Annotated in this window: 25 protein-coding genes, 5 tRNA genes and 1 pseudogene; 3 read left to right on the plus strand and 28 right to left on the minus strand. The window is 27.1% G+C overall.

Features of this window, described 5'->3' with window-relative positions; translation table 11 throughout:
• Window positions 1–126: 126 nt before the first annotated feature.
• The 3 genes and pseudogenes from L8X27_RS06040 to L8X27_RS06050 all read right to left on the minus strand — a co-directional run bounded on the left by L8X27_RS06040 (window position 127) and on the right by L8X27_RS06050 (window position 2,324).
• The gene (locus tag L8X27_RS06040) at window positions 127–810 is read right to left on the minus strand and encodes a hypothetical protein (protein WP_263671492.1); all 684 of its coding nucleotides are present in this window, start codon (window positions 808–810) and stop codon (window positions 127–129) included.
• A 595-nt stretch (window positions 811–1,405) separates the two neighbouring features.
• Window positions 1,406–1,486: pseudogene (locus L8X27_RS06045) on the minus strand (type II toxin-antitoxin system RelE/ParE family toxin); the annotation flags it as partial.
• 457 nt (window positions 1,487–1,943) lie between these two features.
• Window positions 1,944–2,324: a hypothetical protein gene (locus tag L8X27_RS06050; protein WP_263671493.1), complete on the minus strand. Its 381-nt coding sequence runs from the start codon at window positions 2,322–2,324 to the stop codon at window positions 1,944–1,946.
• Window positions 2,325–2,479: 155 nt separating this feature from the next.
• On the opposite strand from L8X27_RS06050, the gene L8X27_RS06055 reads away from it, so the two are divergent.
• The 3 genes from L8X27_RS06055 (at window position 2,480) to L8X27_RS06065 (ending at window position 3,304) form a co-directional block, all read left to right on the plus strand.
• A complete protein-coding gene (locus tag L8X27_RS06055; RefSeq protein ID WP_263671494.1) occupies window positions 2,480–2,683 on the plus strand; it encodes an XRE family transcriptional regulator in 204 nt (67 codons plus the stop codon).
• 23 nt (window positions 2,684–2,706) lie between these two features.
• Window positions 2,707–2,922 carry an XRE family transcriptional regulator gene (locus L8X27_RS06060; RefSeq protein ID WP_263671495.1) on the plus strand — a complete coding sequence of 72 codons (216 nt, stop codon included), beginning with the start codon at window positions 2,707–2,709 and terminating at the stop codon, window positions 2,920–2,922.
• Between the two features lie 175 nt (window positions 2,923–3,097).
• Complete coding sequence (locus tag L8X27_RS06065; protein ID WP_263671496.1) at window positions 3,098–3,304, plus strand: terminase small subunit; 207 nt, start codon at window positions 3,098–3,100, stop codon at window positions 3,302–3,304.
• Between the two features lie 103 nt (window positions 3,305–3,407).
• Here L8X27_RS06065 and L8X27_RS06070 read toward each other — a convergent pair whose 3' ends face one another.
• The 25 genes from L8X27_RS06070 to L8X27_RS06185 all read right to left on the minus strand — a co-directional run bounded on the left by L8X27_RS06070 (window position 3,408) and on the right by L8X27_RS06185 (window position 19,412).
• Entirely contained in the window at window positions 3,408–3,860 is a 453-nt protein-coding gene (locus L8X27_RS06070; RefSeq protein ID WP_263671497.1) for a hypothetical protein, read from the minus strand.
• A complete protein-coding gene (locus L8X27_RS06075) occupies window positions 3,860–4,342 on the minus strand; it encodes an ImmA/IrrE family metallo-endopeptidase (RefSeq protein ID WP_263671498.1) in 483 nt (160 codons plus the stop codon). The genes L8X27_RS06070 and L8X27_RS06075 overlap by 1 nt, the downstream gene beginning before the upstream one ends.
• A gap of 1,088 nt (window positions 4,343–5,430) precedes the next feature.
• Window positions 5,431–6,576, minus strand: coding sequence for an AAA family ATPase (locus L8X27_RS06080; RefSeq protein ID WP_263671499.1), 1,146 nt, complete (start codon window positions 6,574–6,576; stop codon window positions 5,431–5,433).
• Entirely contained in the window at window positions 6,569–7,693 is a 1,125-nt protein-coding gene (locus L8X27_RS06085; RefSeq protein ID WP_263671500.1) for a hypothetical protein, read from the minus strand. The genes L8X27_RS06080 and L8X27_RS06085 overlap by 8 nt, the downstream gene beginning before the upstream one ends.
• Before the next feature lie 10 nt (window positions 7,694–7,703).
• Window positions 7,704–7,889, minus strand: a complete 186-nt coding sequence (locus L8X27_RS06090; RefSeq protein WP_039642406.1) for a helix-turn-helix domain-containing protein — start codon at window positions 7,887–7,889, stop codon at window positions 7,704–7,706.
• A 445-nt stretch (window positions 7,890–8,334) separates the two neighbouring features.
• The gene (locus L8X27_RS06095; RefSeq protein ID WP_214124630.1) at window positions 8,335–8,703 is read right to left on the minus strand and encodes a type II toxin-antitoxin system HicB family antitoxin; all 369 of its coding nucleotides are present in this window, start codon (window positions 8,701–8,703) and stop codon (window positions 8,335–8,337) included.
• On the minus strand, window positions 8,700–8,927 hold the full coding sequence (locus L8X27_RS06100) for a type II toxin-antitoxin system HicA family toxin (RefSeq protein WP_043020258.1): 228 nt from the start codon (window positions 8,925–8,927) through the stop codon (window positions 8,700–8,702). The genes L8X27_RS06095 and L8X27_RS06100 overlap by 4 nt, the downstream gene beginning before the upstream one ends.
• 124 nt (window positions 8,928–9,051) lie before the next feature.
• Window positions 9,052–9,432: a hypothetical protein gene (locus L8X27_RS06105; protein ID WP_263671501.1), complete on the minus strand. Its 381-nt coding sequence runs from the start codon at window positions 9,430–9,432 to the stop codon at window positions 9,052–9,054.
• A 41-nt stretch (window positions 9,433–9,473) separates the two neighbouring features.
• Window positions 9,474–9,686, minus strand: coding sequence for a hypothetical protein (locus tag L8X27_RS06110; RefSeq protein ID WP_263671502.1), 213 nt, complete (start codon window positions 9,684–9,686; stop codon window positions 9,474–9,476).
• Window positions 9,687–10,322, minus strand: a complete 636-nt coding sequence (locus L8X27_RS06115) for a tyrosine-type recombinase/integrase (protein ID WP_263681145.1) — start codon at window positions 10,320–10,322, stop codon at window positions 9,687–9,689.
• 28 nt (window positions 10,323–10,350) lie between these two features.
• Window positions 10,351–10,458: a hypothetical protein gene (locus L8X27_RS07990; RefSeq protein ID WP_318529410.1), complete on the minus strand. Its 108-nt coding sequence runs from the start codon at window positions 10,456–10,458 to the stop codon at window positions 10,351–10,353.
• A 193-nt stretch (window positions 10,459–10,651) separates the two neighbouring features.
• The gene (locus tag L8X27_RS06120; RefSeq protein WP_263671505.1) at window positions 10,652–10,825 is read right to left on the minus strand and encodes a hypothetical protein; all 174 of its coding nucleotides are present in this window, start codon (window positions 10,823–10,825) and stop codon (window positions 10,652–10,654) included.
• Window positions 10,826–11,119: 294 nt separating this feature from the next.
• A tRNA-Leu gene (locus L8X27_RS06125) sits at window positions 11,120–11,204 on the minus strand.
• 5 nt (window positions 11,205–11,209) lie between these two features.
• A tRNA-Arg gene (locus tag L8X27_RS06130) sits at window positions 11,210–11,286 on the minus strand.
• A gap of 27 nt (window positions 11,287–11,313) precedes the next feature.
• Window positions 11,314–11,390: transfer RNA gene (locus tag L8X27_RS06135), tRNA-Arg, on the minus strand.
• Between the two features lie 3 nt (window positions 11,391–11,393).
• Window positions 11,394–11,470, minus strand: a tRNA-His gene (locus tag L8X27_RS06140).
• Between the two features lie 12 nt (window positions 11,471–11,482).
• Window positions 11,483–11,560 (minus strand) — tRNA-Pro (locus L8X27_RS06145).
• Window positions 11,561–11,648: 88 nt separating this feature from the next.
• Complete coding sequence (locus L8X27_RS06150) at window positions 11,649–12,371, minus strand: TerC family protein (protein ID WP_263671506.1); 723 nt, start codon at window positions 12,369–12,371, stop codon at window positions 11,649–11,651.
• A gap of 43 nt (window positions 12,372–12,414) precedes the next feature.
• A complete protein-coding gene (purN, locus tag L8X27_RS06155) occupies window positions 12,415–12,987 on the minus strand; it encodes a phosphoribosylglycinamide formyltransferase (protein ID WP_263671507.1) in 573 nt (190 codons plus the stop codon).
• Entirely contained in the window at window positions 12,978–14,324 is a 1,347-nt protein-coding gene (locus L8X27_RS06160; protein ID WP_263671508.1) for an NAD(P)H-hydrate dehydratase, read from the minus strand. The genes purN and L8X27_RS06160 overlap by 10 nt, the downstream gene beginning before the upstream one ends.
• A complete protein-coding gene (gene rmuC, locus L8X27_RS06165) occupies window positions 14,308–15,648 on the minus strand; it encodes a DNA recombination protein RmuC (RefSeq protein WP_263671509.1) in 1,341 nt (446 codons plus the stop codon). Before rmuC ends, L8X27_RS06160 begins: the two co-directional genes overlap by 17 nt.
• 2 nt (window positions 15,649–15,650) lie before the next feature.
• Window positions 15,651–16,337 (minus strand): NYN domain-containing protein, encoded by a 687-nt coding sequence (locus tag L8X27_RS06170; protein ID WP_263671510.1) that lies wholly within the window; start codon window positions 16,335–16,337, stop codon window positions 15,651–15,653.
• Window positions 16,338–16,345: 8 nt separating this feature from the next.
• Window positions 16,346–17,854, minus strand: coding sequence for a YifB family Mg chelatase-like AAA ATPase (locus L8X27_RS06175; protein WP_133318990.1), 1,509 nt, complete (start codon window positions 17,852–17,854; stop codon window positions 16,346–16,348).
• On the minus strand, window positions 17,851–18,375 hold the full coding sequence (gene def / locus L8X27_RS06180; RefSeq protein ID WP_263664912.1) for a peptide deformylase: 525 nt from the start codon (window positions 18,373–18,375) through the stop codon (window positions 17,851–17,853). The genes L8X27_RS06175 and def overlap by 4 nt, the downstream gene beginning before the upstream one ends.
• Window positions 18,372–19,412: a GGDEF domain-containing protein gene (locus L8X27_RS06185; RefSeq protein WP_133318992.1), complete on the minus strand. Its 1,041-nt coding sequence runs from the start codon at window positions 19,410–19,412 to the stop codon at window positions 18,372–18,374. The genes def and L8X27_RS06185 overlap by 4 nt, the downstream gene beginning before the upstream one ends.
• Between the last annotated feature and the right edge of the window lie 7 nt (window positions 19,413–19,419).

Here is a 19,419-nt window from a genome sequence, read left to right on the forward strand (position 1 = left end):
TAGAGAGTTAAATTTTAGTAAAACACAAAACAAGTGATACTATAACTTTAACCAAGTAATTCCATAGCATCTTTGTATACACTAACTAGCGAAGCTAAAGTAACAAAAGCACCGATAATTAAAAAATCATTTCAATTTTTTTCTTTTATTCTCTTTTATTTTTTCCTTTTTATCTTCTTCTTGATTTTGCTCAATATGCAAAATATCAACAAGATTTTCTATTTGAATTTTTAATTCTTGATGTTGCTCTAAAATATTATAATAATGAAATATAATTTTCCATATTGTGTGTTTTTGTTGGTAGTTATAATGTATTGGGTTGCTAAAAAAATATTTCAAATTAAAAACATAAAAATCTTTTTTAATATCAATAACATCATGGTAGTTTTCTTTATCTATAATACTTGAAGTCAAATTCAAATAATACTCCATTTTCTCACGATAAGCCAAAGAAAGTGCAAACATAGTCATTGTATCTTTAAATTTACTTTCACAATTGTTAAATTTAGCCTGAAACAAAAAGCCTTTTTCTGAAAACACAACTTTAATATCTGGATTATCATAACAATTTGATTTATCTATTTTTAATGTAAAACTACCTCTTAATAGTTGCGATATTTTACCATCATTCATATTTTCATCAGTATAAGCAACTATATAATCTATCACGCTTTTTTTAAATTGACAATACTCTTGACCTACGAAAACTCCATCTTTTATACATATATCAAAAATTTTATATATTAGTATTGTACCTTTGGCATAATTTTGGTCTTCTATATTGGTATAAATTTCTAAATTTTGTGCCAAAAAGATATGAAAAAAATCCTTTAACCTTGTATCTTTTTTAAATTTATCCTTGCAAAAATTTTCGATAATTTTAACTTGATATATTTACCATAATATCTTCCTAATATTTGCAATATATTTTAATTTAAAATATTATTATTGTGCAACTAAAAATAAATTATAGGTTTTCATATTTGAGTAAAATCTAGATTAGTGGTGCGGATGAAAGGACTTGAAATATATAACTAAAAATAAACATCTATAATTACAATATTTTTATAATAGTTACCTTTTTTATGCAACCATATTAATCTTTATTTCTTATAAAACTTAAATAGTTTTTGAAAATTACACTTTTCAAACTTTTTTATATTTATATAAGCACCAAAGCCTTATTTGGCGATATTTTAACAAAATATCTTTTAAGTCTTTTTGAAGTATTTTAAGTTTATTTAGCTTAAATTGAATGTTTCACGGATTTTTGGTTTAAGTTTTCTTGCTTTTTTAAGCATTTTTGGTTTGAAACTTAAATGTGTTTTTTTCTAAAGCTTAAAAGTAATTTTTAAAAGTTTGGTAGGTTTTCTTTCTAAATACCTAAGATAATAATTAAATCTTTTTATTTATCTATTTTGTAAGGTATTACATAGCCTTTAAAAATAAAATCTCTTTCTCTTTCATCATTAAAGGCTAAAGACTTTATAGGATTTGCACTATATCCACTAACTAAAATTAGCACTTCTCTTTTTGGCAAGCGGTAACACTTGTAAGACTGTTTATTTTGTGGGTTTTGGTAGGTGTCTCCAAATTTGGATATACCCTCTTCAACCACTTTTAGTTATTATAACTCATTTTATTTTATATGCCTTTAAAAGAAAGCTATTTAATTTTAAATACCTTGACAAAGCTATGCAGTTTTTTTAACACCTAGATTAAACTTAGGAGCTAAATGTTGATAAGGAAGTATTTAACTTACACCCTTTTATATTTAAAGGTTAAAAGATGACCTAATTAATAGTTAGCTCATCAGCAAAATACCCTTTTTATCATATAACATTTTCTAAATATTGCTTAATACAATGTAGTTTTTTGGATATTTTAAAGCTTGTTTATAGTGTAGTAGTGTAGATATTATCTACATCATAAGATGTATGAGTTTAACTCACACACCTTTTATTTTTATCTTCTTCCAACATTTCTCTTAATATTCTTTCTTCTTGTATTTGGTGTATTTTCTCAAGCTCTTCAAAACTAAACTCTTTGCCTAGCTCATCTTTTACAATACCTTTATAAGTGCTTTCACGCTGACTTACATTATAAAGACAATTATCTTGCTCGATTGTAATATCTTTTATATTATCAAGCATTGCCATAATCATATCTTTTATATCGCAAATACTTGCCTCATTATCAAACATTACACAAGACTTAACATCGCCTTTATTATCTAAATCACTCAAAAACACATCTAAAAAGTATTTAAGACCATTTATCTTACCATCTAAGCAACTCATTCTACAATAACTTATATTTTCCATTTTTATCCTTTTGTATTGTTTCAAATTAATTATTTATGAAATTTTACATTAAATATTATTAATTATAACTTAATTAATACACTTTTTTATTATTTAAAGTTAATAAAAGATTATTTAATTATAATAAATAATTATTTTATATAGAAAGGTTAAAAATGGAAGTGGGCGAATTTGAAAAACTTCTAAAACAAGCAGGATTAACTAAAAGAGAGTTTGCAAAACTAACTAATATGAACTATAACAGCGTTGTGAATTGGGGTACTAAAAATACATATGCGAAGTGGGTAGAACCTTTTTTAAACTATTACATCAAAGCAAAAAAATTTGATGAATTAACACAAGCTTTAAAAGGTAACTAATAAACAAAAATAAAGGTTAAATTATGACTAATATAGAATTTGAGAGTATTTTAAAAAAATACAACCTAACTAAAAAAGAGTTTGCCTCTCTTTGTGACTTACCTTACCAAACACTTATGAATTGGAAGCAAAGCGATAAAACGCCCTCTTGGGTTAAATCTTGGCTTGAAAACTACATCAAAGCACAAAGCTATGAAGAGTTAAAAAATAAAGTTTTTGAAATTGAAAATATAAAATAACTTACATTTTCCATTTTTGTAATTCCTTTTAATTATATTAATTTGATATTTTTTAAAGTAAAATAATATAGTATTAATACTTAATTTTATCTTTAATAAATATTGTTTTAATATTTTTAATTTATATTTAGTATTGTAACTATATAATTTAATATAAAATTATAAAGGTTGCAAAATGACTAAAGAAAAATTTAATCAGCTTTTGAAACAAGCTAATCTAAATAAAAAACAATTGGCAGAAATAAGTGGTATCCCATATCCTACCATAAATGCTTGGGGTTCTACAACTTCTTATCCGCCCTATATAACTTTTTTATTAGAAAACTACATCAAAGCACAAAAATACAATAAAATCAAAGACTTAATAAAAGAGGATATGTAGAAAAGGTTTTTAGATGAAATTTCAAAATCTATAAAACCTTTTATAAGATAAATATTGAGTGTAAATAACTAAAAATCATATATTTGTTATATTTTTAAATTTTTTATTTGCTGTATTTTTCTACTATTTCTTCAGTCTTTTTAAATTCTATGCTAAAAAATAGAGTTATAATTGATATTGCTACCAATATAAAAAAAGTGAGTGAATTTTGAGTTAAAACATTAGTTGTCCCAAAAGAAGCCAAAGAAAATATAATACCACCTATTTTAACTGCAAATAAGAAATTTGCAAAAGCAGTATTTTTAATTGAAAAATTATTTATTTGCGCAATGAAAACAAAACTTAGCGAAAGATACAAATTAGGCAAATTTTCTACAAATTCTTTTCCATAACTAATATAACAAAAAACATTAATCGGCAAATATAAGAAAAAAGATTTAGATAAAAATATCCAAATATTATCCAATGAAAAACGCAATTTTTTAATACTTGTTTCGCCTTCTCTTGTTTTCCCTTCAAGCTCTTCTAAATACCGTTGTTTAACATTATTTGACATTAATATATTCCATTTGAAACAAAATCATATCTAATTGATGCAAATTCAAACGATACGTTAAACCTATCCATCAAATCCATAACACCATACCCCCACATTATACATTTTGCAACCTCATCAAAAGGCATAAGTAATTCAGCAGCAAACGCATTGGCTTCTTGCTCCTCAAAATAATAATCTCCATCGCAATTGCTATATCTATTTCTTATTTTATCTCGTGAATGCAAAAACCAATGTCCAAGTTCGTGGGCTATAGAAAAAAATTTTCTTTGTATTGGCATATTATCTTGTCTAATTTTTATGATTTTATTTATAGGATCTAATTGGGCTTCCACCGGTAATTCAGGGACAATTTCCACCCTAATTCCTTGACTATTTAATATCGCCTTAAAATTTATAGGTCTACCACTTTTTATATCGGGAATTGTTAACAATAAATCAGTGGCTATACTTGTAGCCTTTACATAATCTGGACTAAACATTTTTATCTCTTTTGGTATATTTTGCATTTTATTTTACCACATTTTAATTTAAATCATTTTATAAAATAAAAAACCATTTATCAATTTTTCAGTAAAGTCTGTAATACTGTATAAAATAAAAAAAGGAAGTTATTTTTTTACACATAAACTTCTAATTATTAGTTTTAAATCCTCCTAATGTATTTGCTTAGCTAGTTTTAATCTATTAAGTCAAATACGCTTAAAACTGATAATACACAAAAATAAAAATTTTTATTTTAATGCCATTATAAACGCATAAAATTATGCCTTAAACAAGAAAAATATGTCTTAGTGCTTGTGTGTTGGAATTATTCTTTTAATATAATCAATTTAAAAGGCATTTATGGCTTAATAAACACTATGTATATTTTTTCAGTAAATAGGTTTAAAAGCAAATGTTTTTTATAACATAAATTATAAAAATGATAAATATTTTTTATAATTAAAACTAGTAAGGTATAAAAATATTCTGTGAAACATTTTATAAGCACTTCTTATTATAAAGCAATTATAATCAATTATAAAAACAGCATTTATAATTGGTGCAAATACCTATACAATAGTGCTTTACTTCCACTTTTCATAGCAAAAGCTATTATAATTGATATAAATGCTTATTTTACCATAGTTTGAAGCTATGATTTTTATCAATTATAAATCTTTTTTATTTGTGTCTATATTTCACACATTTTTACTGAAAAAACACATCTTTTACTAGGGACTTAGACATTTTATTTATAATTGGACCTTTTAAGTGCTTTAAACACCTATATAATAGTGCTTTAATCAATTATAATAGCCTTTTTTATAATTGCTTATAATTGAATTATAATTGAAAAAAATGTTTCACAGAAAAAAGAATGCAATCATAATTAAAAAATAATATTTTTTTATTAAAAATAAAAGAGTGTAAAGTATAAATATACTAAATTAAAATAAGCCGTTTTAAGCGATTTTTGTTTTTTGATTAATTTTATATTAGTAAAAATACTTTTTGCATTTAAGGGATATTTTTGTTAATCAAAGCTACATAAGTTAAACTTACATAGCTTAAAAACTAAGTAGCTTTATTCAGTAAATAAAGTTTGTGTAGCGTTTATTTCTATGCCATTAATGATAGTTTTGTTCTCTTTTAAAGACATATAGTATTTTAATGCTTTTCCGCCCGTGCTTCTTGATTTTTCTAAGATTTCATAATATAGCATTTTCCCATTTTCTAGCTTTTTAATGGCATAAGTATCAGTCTTTGCTTTTCCTAAAAGTTCTAACAAATCCCCTTGCAAAATCTCCCCTCTTTGCTCTATGATTTTCTGAGCCTTTAAAAGAAAGTTTGTATCAGCTTCATTTACAAGCTTTTCTACTTTTAAATCAAGAGTTTTTAGGTCTATATCTATTTTTAGAGGATGAGGTAGAAAGTTCCTTGCTTTTTTGGTTTTTAACTCCATATCTAGCTTTAAACCATAATTATTGCTTGTTTGTATTATAAAAAGATTATCAGTAGCATTTGCAAAATTAACTCCGCCTATAAAATCATTTTCTACACTTTTTCCTTTATAATGAATAAATAAAAAAATCCCACCGCTTTTATGGCTTATTTTTTTGATTATCTTCATAAACTCAGCTACTTTTTTATTATCATTCATATCGCCTTTAAAGAAATTAAAAAAACTATCAAAAACAACAAAACAATCAGATAAACTGCCTTTTTGTGCTAAAGGTTCCAAATACCTTTTAACAATAAAATCAAAATCTACATCTATTTCATCATCTCCATACTCCAAAGAATTGCTAGTTTGTATGTAATTAAAATCTGCATAATCTAAAAAACAACACCCTTTTATTTGCATTGTTTCTTTAATCCTGCTTTTAATGGTTATTTTGCTATTATCTCCATCAAAATAAACAATCTTTTTAACCTTATCAAACCCCAATAAATACTTACAAATAGCAAGACTTAAAAATGTTTTTCCTTTATTGGCTTCACTAATTAAAAAACTAATGCTACCTTTATCTAAAAAATTATCTATCAAAGATATAAAATCAACATTAGTTAAGTCTTTATTTCTTATAGCCCATATTGTTAAATCTATAAAATCAGCATTTTTAATATTTTGTGGTAAAATACTATTCGGACTACTTGTTATTTTTTTAATATCTTTAAAAGCATCAAAGTTGAGTTTTGCATCTTGACTTTGACTTTTAAATCTATCCATTTTTATTCCTTTCTAAAAAGCTTAAACCTTTCATAAAATAACTTTTAAAATACTTTTGTGCAAAAGCCAAAAAGGTATTTAGCTCCTTTCTGTCTTTCTCATAATCTTTTTTTAATTCTTTCATTAAATAAACTATAAAATCCACAAAATCAGCATTTTTACACTCATCATAATTAAGAACAGAAAAACTATTTAACACACTTGGTTTTAACTTTGCTAACTCTTTTAAAAGACCTAAATTGGCATTAAAACTACTTTCATCGTTCTCAACAACAAAATATAAAAGTTTCCCATCTATGAAGTTCAAAAGCTCATTTATTTGCTCGTGTGTTTGTATATGCTTCATCGTGCTATCGCTTTGAAAGCAAATCGCATTTATGCCTAAAAGCTCACTGATGATTATTTCTTTTATACCGCTAAATATAAAGCAACAATCTTTTAGCAATCCATTTTTCTTTGATTTGATAAACTTTATAAACTTAGCATTGCTTCCTTTTAGTTTAAACCATTTTATTGTCTTATCTTTGACTATTTTTTCTTTTATAGCTATGCTCTTAATCTCGCCTTTATCTCTTAATATAAGTGCTAAACTTTTGTCGTTTTTAGAAAATCCAAAGTATTCATTTATGATATTTTCAAACTCATTTATTTTTACAAAATCTAATATTTTGCATAAATCCATAAAAAGCCTAAAATTACCAAAAAAGGTTTTATCTAATAATTCATTTCTCAAAATATCATCATAGTATAAGTTATAATCAGCCTGTAAAGAATAAGCCATATTTTTTAAATAGCTATCATCTTTTACAACTTCTTTTATAGGTTTAAAACTATCCACCTTTTGCGTTGGTAATTTATGAAAATCAACAAAGACCTCTAAAGCTTCTTTTGTGCTAACATTTTCTTTAAAAACTATAAAATCAATCACATCTCCACTAAAACTGCCGTTAAAATCAGTTATTAAGCTTGTGTTTGGTTTGATTTTAAGACTTGTGTTGTATTTTTCATTACCACTTCTATCAAAACTTAACCCATAGCGGTATAGTAAGAAGTTGGTTACAAAATGGTAATTTTTTGTATATGATTTTACCTCATCATTAAAAAGGCTTACACTCATTATAAAGCCTTTAATTCATAGTGTGACTTCTAAACCACTCATCAAGTCTAGCTTTATCATAAAATACTTTTTTACCTATTTTAATATAAGGAATTTTGTTTTGCATTCTATATTTGTTTTGTGTTTCTTTGCTTAGATTATAAAGCGTAACTACCTCTTGTATAGTTAAAAAATCTTTGTTTGTATTGTTTTCCATTTTCTATCCTTTTAAAATTACTTATGGAGTTCATAAAGCCTTTAAAAGAAATAGATAAGTTAAATTACAATACAATTCTTTTAAGGGCTTCAACTAAAGCTCTTATAATGAAATTGTGCGTTTTAACCCAGTCGCCAAACAAAATTAAAACGCACTTACTTGAAAGCCTTTTGAAGCTTTTCAAATTCCATTAAATTAAAAAAATATTCTTTTGAATATTTACGAAGTATTCTAGCAGTTTTCAAAGTATTTTGCCTTAATGCAAATTTATTACCATTTGTAACTATTTTTGGTTTCTTAGGTTTCTTTTGTTTCGTTATATTTCTTTTATTTCGCCTTTTTTTATAAGAAACAATTTTAAACTTAAATTACTAGCGATATTTTTCTAAAAAGTAACAAAAATTTTATTCATATTTTCTGTTTTTTTCATAATAAGCTAATATCTTTAAAGGTTTTTAATATATGCCTTAGCAGAAATAGCTAAAAAAGCACTGCGTGATAAGCCCATTTTCTTAGAATAAAAATCTATCTCATCTATAAGACTATTTTTTAAAGTGATAGCTAGGTTCTTACTTTTATCATTTTGCATAGGTTCAGGTATAAACTCGTTTTTTTCTAAAGCTTCTTCTAAATAACAAGCAAAAGCATTTTTTAAATCTTCTATTGCTTCATTTGGTGTTTTACCATCTCCTGCCATTAAAACAAGTTTATTTAGCTCTTTATCATCAAATTGTGCAAAGTAATCTCCATCTTCAAGTCTTACTAAATTAATCTTATAAGGTAAGTTCAAATAATAATTTATATCTTTTTTCATTTTTCCCCCTTTAAGTGCTTTAGTATTTGCTTTACATAAATTTCTTTTATAGGTTTATGCAAAGGCACAATAATACTTTTTCCATTTTTCTTAAACTTATGATGACTTCCCTTAATGCTAACAAGTTTATAACCATACCAACTTAAAAGCTTTTCTATATTGGCAAAACTTGCGTTTTTAGGGTTATTTTCTAATTCTTTAATTAACTTTTCTTTATTACTCATATATGTATTATATATATAATTATCTTAAAGCATTTTAAAGTCTTATAAGGTATTTTATATTTTATTAAGTATTTGTGTTTTATAATTTTTTTACATTCAAAAAAAAAGGGGGGGGGCTCAACCCCTACTTAATATAATCTAACAAATCTTTATTTATTCCACAAATTAAATCATTCAAAAAATCTTCTATTTTATCAGGCATTAGACCTATATTTGTTCCTTTTTCTTTTGTGCTTATGCGGGGATATAGTTTATTATTATTTTCTCTAAGCTTTAAAAGATTTTCAAAATGACAAGCTCTATTTCTTAGAGTATGTAACAAGTTTAAAACAATATTAACCTTATCTATATTATCAAAACCCTGTTTTGTGTTTTTATAAATAAAAAAGTTTCTATTGCTAGGACTATACTTTCTAAAATCAAAAGTCTTTAACTCTAAAATCTTGTTTTGCACCTTATAAGATACGATTAATTTAGCTACCACACCTAAGCTAAGGCGTGACAATATTTGATGAGGTTCTAAACTTTCTTTGTCTTTAAACTCATTTATTTTTGCCAGTAAAAAGGATTATCGCTTATTTTTATCCACTCTTTGCATTTAAAGCTTAGTTCATAATCTAACGCATTTCTTATATAAATCTCAAGTATAGCTATTTTAGGAATTATCTTAGATATTAATTTTAAGTTCTCAAAATACTCGTTTATATCTTTGTAATACTCTAATCTTTGTTTTGAAAAGATAAACTCTAAATCTTGCATTTATTCTTCTTGTAATTTCTTTAAAGCCTCGTTAGCTTTTTGACTTGCCTTAAGTGTATCATTAGTTGCATAAATGTTTATAGTGCTTAAGTCTCTATGCCCCAAAGTCCCGCTAATTACAGCAGGATTAACTCCATTTTGTATTAGCAAAGTAGCTTTTATATGCCTTGAAAAATGAGGCGTCCATTCTCTTACACCGCTAAGCTCTCTTATTTTAATTTCTTGTCTTGCTAGGTTTGATATTTTTTTACCGCTAACACTAGAAACAAAGACTAAACCTTTATCTTGTTTAACCTCATCTTTTAAAGCTTTTAAAGCCTTATAACACTCATCATCTAAGGCATACTCTTGTGCTTCGCCGTTTTTTGTTTTTGGTAAAAATATAGTTTTTCTTTCTAAATCTACATTTTGCCAAAGAAGACTTAAAACCTCATCCCTACGCCTACCACTATGTATAAGTAAAAACAAAGCCTTATAAAGTGAATTGTCTTTGTATAGTTCTAAAATAGCATTTAAAATAGCTTCATATTTGCCTTTAGGGTTGGTAACAAGCTTTTTATTTTGCACCTTATCAAGTTTTAAACCTAGAGTAACATTTTCATTAATCCATTTGTTTTTTATAGCATACTTAATCATAGGGTTTAAAACTTCTTTAATGGCTCTATTATATGTTTTTGGCTCTAACCCTTTGTTTTTTCATATCATTATAAAACTCTTGCACCTTATAAAGCGTAAGTTCATCCAAATGTATATTTCCTAAAGGTTCTAAAATATGATTATTAAAATGCTTATTAAGTTTCTAATGTGGCCTTTGTGTTGCTCGTTTAAATCTTTAATATTATAATTAGCTTTTATAAAGACCTCAAAAAGGTTTTTTATTAAAATACTAGAGTTTAAAGTATAAGTGGCACTAAAAAGCTTTTTAAACTCGTTTTCATATTCTTTAGCTCTTGCAAGTGCTATTCTCATATATTCGTTTTCATTCCAAGTAGGGCGTAAGGGGATAGTGAAAGCGTGTTGTTTTTCTTTACCGCCGTTTTGCATTCTAAATAAAAAGGCATTGATTTTATTTTTTTGTGTCTTTTTAGATGTGTTCCTTTTCCTATGGATATATTATAATCCTTTCTATCAATCGCCATTTTTAACCTTGTATTTTTGCTGTATTATAGCGTATTTAAAAGCCCTATAAACTTAATTAAATTATTATAGGTTACCTTTGTTTAAGGTTAAAGCCAAAATTGACCTTTTTTACCGCAAAACTTAAATGAATGAAAAGGACTATTTTTTAACTATCCTTTCATCCGGTTATTTTAAAAAGTTACCTGCTAAAAGGTTACCTTTTTAAAATAACTCGAAATGATACAATAGGACTTCAAAGACTTCAGCGTAATTTAAGTATAATTGCTCAAACTATGGTAAAATAGGGTTTTAAGTGGTGCGGATGAAAGGACTTGAACCTTCACGCATTGCTGCACCAGATCCTAAGTCTGGCGTGTCTGCCAATTTCACCACATCCGCAAAAGTGGTACGCTCAAGAGGATTCGAACCTCTGACCTACGGCTTAGAAGGCCGTTGCTCTATCCAGCTGAGCTATGAGCGCAAAAAAATAAAAGTAACAATGGGCTTATGGTGCGCCCGATAGGAATCGAACCCATAACCTACAGATCCGAAGTCTGTCGCTCTATCCAGTTGAGCTACGAGCGCTGATGGGGTGAGTGATGGGAATCGAACCCACGACCCTCAGGACCACAATCTGATGCTCTAACCGACTGAGCTACACTCACCATTTATAAAAATGGTCGGGGTGAAAGGATTCGAACCTTCGGCCCCTTGGTCCCAAACCAAGTGCGCTAACCAGACTGCGCTACACCCCGATGTATAAAAATAAAGCGTTATTCTACATAAAAAAATATTAAAAGTCAAGATAAATAAGAATATTTAGCATAAAAAATGCTAAATATTTTAAGAATTATTTGTTTGTTTTTTTTGTGAAATGATGTTTAAAATTTCAACTACCAAAGAAAAGATCATAGCTACATAAATATAGGCCTTATCTATATGAATATCAAAACTTTCACATACTAAAACAAAACCTATCATTACTAAAAATGCCAAAGCTAAAATTTTAATGCTTGGATATTTTTCTACAAAATCTGCAATTGGTTTAGAAGCAAAAAGCATTACTAATACTGCAATAATAACAGCAATAATCATAATCTCTATATCTTGAGCAATACCCACAGCAGTAATAACACTATCTAGAGAAAATACTATATCTATCACAGCTATTTCAGCAACTACAATCCAAAGTTTATTGCTGATTTTTATATTACTTTGACTTTCCTCTTGATGTGTTATACTTTCTTTGATTTCTTTGATAGATTTAACTATCAAAAACAATCCTCCAAGCAAAAGCACCAAATCCCTACCTGAAATTTCATTCCCTAATATACTAAATAAAGGTGTGACAAGCTTCATAACCCAAAACAAAGACAATAACAATAAAATTCTAGTAATCATCGCAAAAGCAAGGCCTAAAACTCTACCCTTATCTCTATGTTCTGGTGGTAATTTAGAAACCAAAATAGCCAAGAAAATGATATTATCAATCCCTAGCACAATCTCTAAAGCTGTAAGCGTAAGCAACACTACCCACGCATCCACACTAAAAATCCACTCAAACATTTAACTTCCTTAAAATAAAAAGCGTAATTATAATGATAAAAAATTAATCATTTTCAAAAATTTCAACAATAGTTGCAGGTAAAATTTCATACTCTAATTTATGAATTTTATCTTCAAATTCTTCAAAGCTTAGTTTAGCTTTTTCAAACGCCTTTTGAGCAATGATTTTACCACCATCAAGCTCTTCGTTAACCCAATGCACGCTAACACCCGCAACTTTCATATCGCTCTCATAACTTTCTTTGATAGCATGAGCACCTTTAAATAAAGGAAGCAAAGAAGGATGAAGATTAATAGCTTTTATATTTTGAGTGAAAATAGGACTTAAAATTCGCATAAATCCTGCTAAGATGGTCAGATCTGCTTGACTTTCTTTTATAATTTTTACCAACTCTGCGTCAAATTCTTCTCTTGAAGTAAATTTTTCATGCTCTATAATTTGAGTATTAAGGTTATATTTTAAAGCTCTTTGTATACCATAAGCTTCTTTTTTATTGCACACGCATAAAACCACTTCAAAGGTATTTTTACCAAAAGTTTTTTTATGTAATTTTGCTAAAATATTTTCCAAATTACTTCCATTACCACTAAATAAAATTGCTAATTTTATAAGCATTTTAACCCCTTTATCAATTTTAAAGCATCAAAACTAATTTTGTTTTTCTTATAATTTTTAGCTACTAAAGCATGAGCTAATACTGCATTTTTAGCAGCTTCTAAAGCATTAAATTTAGCTCCAAGCAAAGCTGCTATCATACCACTTAACACATCCCCACTTCCACCTTTTGCTAAAGCTTCATTGCCACAATTTACTATAAAAAATTTTTCTTTTTGAGCAATAATAGGATTAGCTCCTTTTAATACCAAAACACATTGAAATTTAGAACTAAACTTTCTTGCATAAAAAAAGCGTTTGTTTTGAATTTCTTCTACGCTTATATCCTCATTAAAACAAAGTTTTAAAAGCATACAAAATTCTTTAGGATGAGGGGTTAAAACAACATCTTCTCTAGCAAGATATGAAAGTAAATTTTCACTTTGAAAGCAATTTGCGTCTAAAACTAAAGGAATGTTTTTTAATCTTTCATCTTTTAAAATACTTAAATCATCAAGTCCCATACCTATAGCAGCTGCATTTATTTTGCTTTCAATATCATCTTTTAGCATAATCAAAGGTGAAAAACTTTCTTTAGCCACTAAAGATACAAGTCCTGCTCCAAATTCTAAAGCACCGAGTCCAGCTAGAGTACCTGCACTTTTATTTGCAAAAATATAAATATGGCCAAAATCGCCTTTATTTGAGTTAATCTTTTTTGTAATAAGTTTTAAATCTTTTTTTTCTAGTAAAAAACTTGAAGTATTTTGCATATAAGGTTTTAAACCCAAATTTGCAATTTTAATTTTACCTGCAAATTCTTTTGCAAAATCTTCTAATAAAATTTCTTTAATCACTCCCATGCAAAGAGTGTAATCAGCCTTAAAACATAGCTCTTGTCCAAGACCACTAGGAACATCACAAGCTATTTTTAAAGCCTTACTTTTAGCAATTTTTTTAAAAATTCTTTGCAAATTTTCATCTAAAGCTTTATTTAAACCACTCCCAAAAACACAATCAACAATGATGTCAAAATCTTTAAATTTAGGTTCTTTTTTTAAAAATTTAAAACCTATATTTTTTAAAATTTGCTCTTGCTTGATAAACATTGTATTTTTTTTATATGGCATAACAAAAGCAAAAGCTTTTTTTAAATGCCTTATAGCCACAAGTCCATCAGCTCCATTTCCACCAGCACCAAGCAAAAATAAAATTTTAGCATTTTTTATGTTTTTACTTTTTTTCTTAATCAAATTTGCAAGCTCTATGCCTGCATTTTCCATCATTAAAAACTCATCCAAACCTTTTTCAATAAGCTTTTTTTCATAAGAAATATTATCTTTAAATACTGCTTTCATCGCTCATCTCACATTTTATAAATTTTTGAGTTTTAGCGCCTAGCTCTTTAAGCTTTATCACTCTTGAAGCGATATTTCCACTTCCATGAGTAAGCTTTGTTTGCATATTATCTACATTTGAATTTAATCTTTTAACATTTTCTTTGATTTTTTCAAAATCATCCAAAACGCCTGCAAATTTATCATGAAATTTACCCAGTTCATCAAAAGCTTTTAAGATATTTTCATTACTTTGTATATTTTTCCATGAAATATTTATAGTATTTAATGCCATAAAAAGAGTGTTTGGTGTAGTTAAATAAACTTTTTTTTTATAAGCGTATTGATAAATTTCAAGATCTACATTTAAAATCAAATCTAGAATATTTTGATAAGGTATAAAAAGCAAAACAAACTCATAAGTGTGTTTATCATACTGCATATAAGGCTTTTTAGCTAATTCATCAATTCTCGATTTTAGATTATAAGCTAAATCAAGACAGGTATTTTTACTAATATCTTCAAACCTAAAATCACTTGGTAGAGAAAATTTTGCATCTATAACTATACTTTTTTGTTTATCTAAAAACACAACCGCATCAGGAATGTAAGTTTTACCCTCATCTTGAAATCTCTCTTGCAATTTATACTGCACACCCTCTACTAAACCGCTATTTTCTAAAACTGATTTTAGTTGCAATTCTGCAAAATTACCACGAATTTTTTTATCTCCTTTTAAAATTTTAGCTAGCTTATCTGCATTTTCTCCCATATTTTGACTAAATTTAAACATATGATCAATTTGTGTTTTAATGCTAACTTCATTTTGACTGAGTTTTTCACTATATTCTTTAACACTTTTTTTCACAGGCAAGAAAATTTCTTCTAAGATTTTTTTTGTATCTTCATTGAGCATAAGTTTGTTTTGATTTAAGATACTAGCATTTTGTTTTTGGAAATTTTGCTCTAGCTCTTGTTTTAATCCCGCCAAACTTTGTTTATATTTTTCTTCTAATTTTATTAAGGTTTGAGTGTATTCTTCTTTTAAATTTGCACGCTCTTTTAAATGCATATTTAAAAGTTCTTGTTGAGTTTGTTCTTTTTGTGCTAATTTTGCCTCTAAAGCTTCATTTTTAGATAAATACGATATTTTTTCATCTAAAAGTTTGGAATTTTTTTCTATAAGTGTAGTTTTTTCAAACTCTAAATTAGAAAGTTGATTTTGCAAAGTCATATTGTTTTGATTTAAAAATTCTAACTTTACTTTTTCTTTCTGACTTTTAAATACCACCCATACAAAAGCTAAAATTACAACAGCCAAAAAAGCTATTAAGATATTTTCCATTTTTAAGCCTTTGCTTTTTCAAGGAAATAAATATTTTTCTCATTTGCTTCTTTAAATTGTTTCATCTTTGGTAAAAGTTCTTTCATCAAAGCTTTGAAATTTTTAAAGCCGAAATTTTGTGGAATAAAATTTGCATGTTTTCTGTTCATATTGGTACGAATTTGAGCATATTCTGCGCGACCTTTTTCTTCTATCAAAGCCTCTACGATATTGATTAAATCTTTGATATATTCTTTTTCAATTATGACTTTTGTTTTTGATTTATCTTGATCTAAATAAAAGAATTCACTAAAGGAATTCACATAAGATTTTACAGCTTGCTTTAAACCCATGCCTATAACTTGTTTTTTATTTTCTTTTAGCTTCTGTATCAAACTAGTATAATCACTATCGCTTGATACAATAACAAAAATATCAATATCTTTTTCATAAAAAACACTCATAATATCAGTAATTAAATACATATCACTTGAATTTTTATTAGCTAAAAAATTAAATTGTTGCATAGCAATGATAGAATATTGTGCAATTTGTTCTTTCCAATTTTGTATATTTTTTTGAGTCCAATCTCCATAAATTCGCTTTATAACAATTTCTCCATAATCAGAAGCAATACCAAAAATCGATTTTGCGTATTTTGAAGGAATATTTTCCGCATCTATAAAAATTGCTATGCTTTTATTTTCCATTTTTACTCCTAAATATTTCTCATTCTAAAACTTAATGCTTTTAAAATATGAGTTTTTAAAATCAACTCACTTTGCTCTAAATCTGCAATGGTTCTTGCTACTTTTATAGTTTTATTTACCCCTCTTTGAGAAAGATTATATGAATTTATAGCCTTTTGCAAAATTTCATTAGCAGAAGACTCTAAAATACAAAATTGTTTCATCTGTTCATCATTTAATTTAGCATTAAACTCTTCTTGCTGTCTTTGTTTTTGAAATAAAAATCCTTTAAATACCATCTCGCTCATTTGCTCTGATGTTAAACTCATTTTATCCTTATATGAAATTTCATCCATAGCTACATAAAGATCAATCCTATCTAAAATAGGAGATGAAATTTTATTTTTATATTTTTTAATTTCTATCTCTTGGCAACGACAATTTTGATTTTTAGAAAATAAATTTCCACAAGGACAAGGATTTTGCGCACAAGCAAATAAAAATTTAGTTTCATAAATCACTTTGGTATTAACTCTTGAAATAAGAATTTTAAAATCCTCCAATGGCTCTCTTAAACTTTCTATGATTTGTTTTGAAAAATGGGGAAACTCATCAAAAAACAAAACTCCTCCATTTGCAAGTGCTATTTCTCCTATCTTGGCATTTTTAGTTCCTCCACCAAAAATACTAGCCCTAGTACTTGTATGATGAGGACTTCTAAAAACCCTACTAGCGCTAAAATCATCATCTAAAGAATTTAATGACTTATAAGCGTTTTGAGCTAAAATTTCTTTCAAGCTTTGCGGTGGCATGATAAAAGGAAGTCTTTTAGCACACATACTTTTACCGCTACCTGGACTACCTTCAAATAAAATATTATGCATTCCTAAAGCTGCTATTATACAAGCAAATTTAGCATTTTCTTGGCCTTTAACTTCCTTAAAATCATAAGGAAAGCTAGTGTTTTTTATATATTTTTCCCCATTAAATTTTATAGCATTTTCAAATAAAGGATGCGCATTGCATATATGATAATTCTCATATTTTTTTTCTTTAAAAAAATCTACAGCCTGGGCTAAATTTTCTAAAGCATAAATTGTTAAATTAGGTATCATTGAAGCTTTTTGTGCTATGGCTTTTGGCACTACTACTTTGGCATTTTGTATTTTTGTACTTAAAAAAAGCAAGATAGAAAATAAACTAGCAGTGCTTTTTATACTCCCATCTAATCCAAGTTCTCCAAAAACAAAAAAATCATCTAAAATTTCTTTTTGAAATAAAATCAAAATTGCAATAGCTAAGTCAAAATGAGAACCATTTTTAGGAATATCCGAAGGACTTAAGTTGATAGTAATTTTTTGTGCTGGAAAGCTAAAATTCTGACTTAACAAAGTTGCTTTAATTCTTTCAGTGCTTTCTTTGATGGTAGAGTTTGCAAGACCCACTATGCTAAAGCCTGGCAAGCCTCTTGTGAAAGTTGATTCTACATCGATGATATCAAGTTCTGTAGAAAAACTTGCACATTTTAGCTTTTTCATTTATTCTTTTTGGATTTTTTCTTAAAGTCTTTATCAAATTTTTGACGCTTTAAAAAAGAAAGTTTTTCTATAAATAAATGTCCATCAAGATGATCAACTTCATGTTGGATAGCCACTGCTAAAAACTCATGTGCTCGCAAACTTTGTGGCTTTCCAAACCTATCTTGATAATCAAGTTGTATATTTTTATAACGCATTACATCTTCATAAAAACCTGGTATACTTAAACAACCCTCATTACAAGAAATTCTTTCATCATCTAAAGGTGTTATAATGGGATTGATGATTTCTAAAAGAGTTTGTTTGTCTTCTTTTTGCTCACCTTCTTCATCACCAATATCTACAAGTAAAGCTCTAATTGGCACATCAACTTGGATAGCTGCCAAACCTACACCTTTATTAGCTATCATTGTTTCATACATATCATCTAAAAGTATATGTAAATCTTTATCAAAATTTTCTACTTTTTTTGATTCTAAAAATAATCTTGGATTAGGATAGGTAATTATCTTTCTTATCATTTTTCTTTTTCCACTATTACAAAAGGTTCTAAATTTTTTCCCGAGTCTTTTAAAGCTTCAATGCATTTTTCTATTAATTCTTCACCTTTACTGTCACTATTAACTGCACTAATAGCAACCTCCACATCTGCTTCTATTTCTTTATCTGCTAAGAAAAAATTTGAATTTTCTAAGGATTCTAAAATTTTATTGCATATTTCTTGTGCTTTTTCTAAATTAGTATGAGAGATCATTATAGCAAAAATATTATTTCCACAATGTGCTACTATATCACTTGAAGAAACATTTTTACTAAAAATTTTACAAACACTTTTTAAAAAGGCATTTTTCTCTTTTTGAGTATAAGTTTGCTCTAAAATTTCCTCTTTTACTCTAAAGAATATCAAAGAGGTATAATAATTATATTTAGCATTACTCTCTATGCTTTTTTCCAAATTTTCTAAAAAATATTTTTTATTAAAAACTCCAAATTTAGAGTCAAAATCACTCTGCTCTTCTATATGTTTATAAGTCTGTCTAACCTCATCAAAATTTTCTTTAATCTCATCTGAATACTTATCTAAAATGCTAGAAAATCTTGAAAGGTCTGTTTCAAGGGCATGGATTACATTAGAAACAGCTAAATTTCCTGTACTAATAGCAAGTTCTGAATTACGCCTTTTTAGCATATCTTTAACTGTTTCAAGATGCCTATAAATCATGGCAATATATTGCAATAATGCCGAAGTAGAATTAAAACTTTTCTTTATTTCTTGTTCTATATTTGCACGCTTAAGACCATCATCATTTTGCTCAAATTCCATAATCTCACCAACTTTTTTCTTAAAAGCTCCTGGACGCTCTTCAAGCATTTTTTGAAAATAAACCCCATAATTAGTAGGAGTTGGAGGCACATTATCTTTTACAAGTTCAGTTAAAATAGATTTCGCAAATTTCTCAAATTCGCCTCCACTAATTTTTTGAATTTTTGGAGCTTCTTTGGCTGGAGTTGGATCGCTATTTAAATTTAAATCAGCAAATAAATCATCATCTAGCATTGCTTTG

The sequence above is a fragment of the Campylobacter sp. CNRCH_2015_1657 genome, assembly GCF_025772685.1.
Classification (GTDB): domain Bacteria; phylum Campylobacterota; class Campylobacteria; order Campylobacterales; family Campylobacteraceae; genus Campylobacter_D; species Campylobacter_D lari_D.